Source organism: Bradyrhizobium sp. Mp19, from assembly GCF_029952935.1.
Lineage (GTDB): Bacteria > Pseudomonadota > Alphaproteobacteria > Rhizobiales > Xanthobacteraceae > Bradyrhizobium > Bradyrhizobium elkanii.
In genome coordinates this window covers 1-4,885 of record NZ_JASAUT010000136.1, presented here as the reverse complement: position 1 = coordinate 4,885, position 4,885 = coordinate 1, and the positions used below count along the sequence as shown (strand labels likewise).

At 59.7% G+C, this 4,885-nt stretch carries 3 protein-coding genes and 1 pseudogene; all 4 read right to left on the bottom strand.

Annotated features, from left to right (window positions below; genetic code table 11):
• Positions 1-424: 424 nt before the first annotated feature.
• The 4 genes and pseudogenes from QJT82_RS45015 to QJT82_RS45000 all read right to left on the bottom strand — a co-directional run bounded on the left by QJT82_RS45015 (position 425) and on the right by QJT82_RS45000 (position 4,557).
• Positions 425-634, bottom strand: a complete 210-nt coding sequence (locus QJT82_RS45015; RefSeq protein ID WP_038388885.1) for a hypothetical protein — start codon at positions 632-634, stop codon at positions 425-427.
• The gene (locus QJT82_RS45010; RefSeq protein ID WP_179077470.1) at positions 631-1,020 is read right to left on the bottom strand and encodes a hypothetical protein; all 390 of its coding nucleotides are present in this window, start codon (positions 1,018-1,020) and stop codon (positions 631-633) included. The genes QJT82_RS45015 and QJT82_RS45010 overlap by 4 nt, the downstream gene beginning before the upstream one ends.
• Before the next feature lie 1,221 nt (positions 1,021-2,241).
• Positions 2,242-2,649, bottom strand: coding sequence for a hypothetical protein (locus QJT82_RS45005; RefSeq protein ID WP_202948956.1), 408 nt, complete (start codon positions 2,647-2,649; stop codon positions 2,242-2,244).
• A gap of 645 nt (positions 2,650-3,294) precedes the next feature.
• A pseudogene (locus QJT82_RS45000) lies at positions 3,295-4,557 on the bottom strand (IS256 family transposase).
• Between the last annotated feature and the right edge of the window lie 328 nt (positions 4,558-4,885).

Genomic DNA, 4,885 nt, shown 5'->3' with positions numbered 1-4,885 from the left:
TGTTCGTCGTCGTCTTGCTCATAACGGCCCCACCTTCTCAGGAGTTGGGGCCTCCGGCAATCCCGGGGCGGTTCACGCCCTCACTCGAGCCTTGACGGGCGCACGCCCGACGAGGCTTACTTCGGCACGCAAGCTATGGTGATGGCGGCATGACCGTCGCCGACGATATTGTCGTCGCTCTGGTCGGGCTACGCCCTCCCGACGCAACGACAATATCGTAAAGCCCCGCGTTCAGCATAACCCGGCAGGAATCCACTTAAATCCAGCGGGGCACTGTCCAAACCACCGGGGCCAGCTCTCTTCCGAACTCATGCACCTTAAACAAGGACTTAATCGGCAGGCCTTGGTGGCTATCGAACGGTCCCAGTCAGTAATTGCACCCTTTGAAGCGGTTCAACGCAATCCGGGGAAGCGGCTTTCCACCCTAAGCTCCCCTGCCATCCTGTTTGCCGATCACGCAGCGCCATGCCGCAAGGCGTTTGGCCGGATGCTCCTTCATCCACGCAGCGAGTTGCGGCGCACGCATCAGGCAGGACTGCATCGAGACGCTGGCGAAGTCCGCGGTGGTGACGGTCTGCTCATGGCAATTTGTCGGAGAGGAGACATTGCAGAGCACGGCGATGATCTTGATCACGGCTGGAGAGTCCCATCGCTGCCATGAGCATTTGCCCGGATGATCTTGATGGCCTTAGCCACCGTGCGCGGATTCAGGCCTAGCGCGCGGATCACTTCCTTCTTCGTGCAGCCGAGATTGCATTCTAGGTAGCCGCGCACACGCTCGACATTGAATGCCTCCAGCTCCTTGGAACCGGGGCGCAGGTTCAACGCTTCAATGGTACAGAATTCAAGGGACATGTTTGAAGCTGCCCCCCCGGTCATGCAGGCCATTGGATGTTCTACGCTAGCAGCCGATCGGGCGAATGCTTTGGCCGCATCAACATGCGAAGCTGCTTTCTCAGCTCGCCGCTCGTAGTCGTCGGCAAGGGTCTTAAGCTGACCCGCAATCGTTGGGTCGGTCATGGTTTGGGCTGCGCGGAGCAAAGTCCATGCTGTCTCTGAATATGCCCTGCCTCGTTGTGAGACCTCGACCATCACAAAGCCCTCGCGCGGTGCTCTAGCAGCTGGTTGAAGGTGATCCGGAGCCACCCCACCCAATTGCGGTCACTTTCCCTGCGAGCTCTGAAGCGATCGGCGCACTTCTTGGAACAAAGAGGCGTTCGCCACGAGTAATGCCGGACGAGACCGAACTTGCCATCACAAACTGCGCACCTCGCGGCACTGCCAGATTTAATGCTTTCGGAGCAGTTGAGCATTGTAGTCTCCTCGTGGCTTTATCGCAGCTATTCGTTGATCATCCTTTTTCACTGTCGCGCTTGATGAGCCTATGCGCCTTTCCAACGCATGCAGCGTAAGACGATCACGATCAACGGCTCAATTGAACGTAAGGTAATCGTCCGGCATCCAGAGGGGTGAACGGAACGATACGAAGGTTTAGGGCGGCGCGGCGAGCCGCGGATCATGCTCGTGGGCATGCCGAGCGCCGAACACCGGGAGTCTTACGAACAGTTGCGCACTGTTCGTCTAAGTCACTGACAAGCGGCAGTCGGTCAGATCGACCACGAACCCCGGGAGTTCGGACATATGCATCGGCTATGAGGACGACTCATTGTCCTTCTTTTCGGAGAGAATCATCAGCGGTCACGTTCAGGTATTTGATTGCCGCCAAGTCTTGCCCTTCACATACACAGTATGGTGGAGAGACGCGCAATCCGATAGCTGCTGATGCCCCTCGGTTCGCCGAGCCGAGTGAGTTCTGCGGCGGAGTTGGGCCGGGACGACGTTGAACTGGATGCGCAAGATGGGCATCGCGGCGTGGGGACCAAGGCCGAGCACAACAAGGCCGGCGCCGGGCGACAAGATCTATCCCTATTGTTGCGCAACTTGACGATCGACCGGCCAACCAGGTATAGCGGCCGACATCACGTATCTCCACCGCCCATCAGCCGCGGCCAACTGTTCCGCAGAAAGGAAAGGGACAGTTTGCTAATTGCTCTCAGCGCCTCGAGAACCCCCAGGGTTGCGCTGGCCCCAATCACCATCGCGGCGATCCCATGAACCCAAGCAGAAAGTAATCTGAAGCGGACTTGACACTCGCTCGGTGTGCTTACACGCGCGAGATGCAATCGTGTTCTGTTAGCTTTGTGAAAAGATGAAGCCTGCCGCCCATCAGGCTGCGTTTTTCTAGGGTTCCTCGATCCGACCGTAGGTTTCGACAATGTGGTGCGTCGTAAGGTGGTAGTCTTGTGTTCTCGCCTCAGCAATGTTGGCAAGCCGCCGACCGGATGGAAAGGTTAGGCGAGCGCTGAAATTGAAGTGAGGGTATTTGCCGCGGATTTTCGGGTGCAACTCAGCCGCCACTTCTACATCGGACGCTTCAATGTGCCTGCCACCCCAAATTTCGATGATGTTCTTTAAGGGATATGATCGACTCAACATTCGCTTGGTCAGTATTTGTGCGTCCAACCATTGATAGGCAATCCTGACACAGTCGTCGTGTTCGTCCTCAACGTTCGTGTGTCGATATTGAACGCGCTTTTTTGCGTCCGCAATTTCGGCGGCTGTGAGCTTGGTTAAAAGCGCGTCCGACATCGAGAGTATCCTTTGACACGCTCGCGAGATTAGTCGTAATGGTCATCGGGAGTACTACCAAACTTGGTAGTTTCTCTATCATTGGAGCTAATTGGGCCAACCGACATTCGTGTAGATGCTGGAACGCGGTCCACGCTGTGAGATACCGTGATCGGGAGGGGCCATTGCACCTACCGACCGACACCGGGCTGCGTGGGTAAATAACGGGATGTTGCGACACTTACACACCGCTTCGGCGGTGGGCCAAAGGCGACATGCCGTGTATAGACAGCGCATCCAGGCTAGGCCTTCTGGTTACCGCTCTTTGGCCGCGGCCTAGAGCGGTCGCGCCGTTCTTCTTTCACGAGCAAATTCAGGAAATCCGCGAGTGCTCGTGCACCCGCATACTCTGCTGCCATCCTTGACCGAAATCCATCAGCCGTGATCCTGACTCCCATGCGCTTGCTGTGCCGGCAAATTTCCCACGACCAGCGACTGGGTCGCTTGTTCGTTTCGAAGGTCGCGATGTAGTAGTCTGAGGCCACGCAGATGGATCCGCATTATCCCCACCGCCTGGAATACACGTCCTGATCGTCGCCGCCAATCTACCTGGGGATGTCCCGATCGGTGGTGTACTACGTCGGGCCGGCGTTTCCGGAATGAATGTTATGCGACCCTCGTGATGTGGGCAACGGGCTTGATCGTCATGCGATCGTGGTGAGCTTGAAGGGCCGCACGCAGAATCGCCAATTGCTTATGTGCCTTCAATCGTCGGAAGCCCTTGTTGGCCTCGATCATGCCGACGGCGACCCATCGCAAGGCCATACCGGCATCCCGCCAGCGTTTGACGTTGCGCGTGACGCGGCGAATGGTGCCCATCATGTTCTCGGCGATGTTGGTACAGGCGAGCGATCGACGAAGTCCTTCGGCAGCTTCAACCGGACGACAGTCAGGATTTCGTCGAGGCCTTCGAGGATGCTGGCCGCTACGCCGGGCCATTGCTGGTCGAGACGACGCGCGAGATTGCGGATCAATTTTTCGGCCTTGTCGGCGTCATCGAGCTCCCAAGCCTGGCGCAGCACCCGACGGGTGGCCGCATGATGCTGTTTCGGCAGGCGTTCCATGATGTTGCGCGCCTTGTGGATCTGGCGGCGCTGGATCGTAGCGGCCGAACCAAAGGTGCGGCGGATCGCCTTCGACAACGCCTTCGCGCCGTCGACGATGAACGGCCTTGGCACCGTGGGGGCGAGCCCGCGCGAGACCAAATTGTCCAGCAGGGCTTGAACCGTTGCGGCATTCGGTCGCCCCTTCCACCAGCGCCAGCGGATGCTTGTTGCCTTCGCCGTCAACCCCGATCGCGGCGACCAGCACGAGATCGTCGCCGAGATGCAGCCCGTCGATTTGGACCACCAGAAGGTCGAGCGCGGACAGATCGGCAGCCATGAAGTCGGGCCAGCCGCGCCGCCGACAGCGCGACGAACCTCCGCGAGGCCGCCGATTTCAATCTCCGATCCGAGTGGTGCCGGAACGTCGCCCTCCGGGAGCCGGACAGCGCGGCCGAACCGGCGCGTCGACACATTGATCAGCATCAGGTTCATCGCCCAGCGACCGAGCCAGTCCTCCTGCGCCGCCGTTTCCCAGCTCGGGATCATGACCTCGCGGCCGTCCACGCCCCGGACCCGCGGGCGTTCGACCTCGATCTTGCCGCCGTGGAAACCGATCCGTCCCCGCGTTCGGCCCCAACGGTGCGCCCGCCGCGCCGCATCGCGACCGTGGCGCGGCCGCAGGGCCCCGTGACATCCGCCTCCATCATCGTGCCGAGCGCCTCGATCCCTGCCGCAAGGCAGAACCGGTCGAAGCTCGCCCCCACTTCCGCAAACGCTTCGTCCACAGCCCCGGCCAACCAGCCGGTGTGATATCTCTCGTCATGGCGTTGCTCTCCTTTGTGGAATCAGCACCCCGAGCCTACCGGCTCAAGGTGGGCAACGCCGACCTCTTCAGTAATTCAACAGAACCCGGGACATCCCCCGCAGCGGTTGCGCCACGCATTTTCAAACCGTCGTATCCCGTAGCGTTCCGGGAACCTCTTCCCTCCGCGGGCAGCATCGCTGGAAAACCAATACCGCGACCGAACAGCTGATTTGCGACCTCGCACGTGTGCTGTCCGATGGGAACATCGCATCGAGGCGCGGGCGTCGGACACGGTGTCGTAGGCGCGCAGATAGACCTCCTCGTATTTGACGCTGCGCCACAGCCG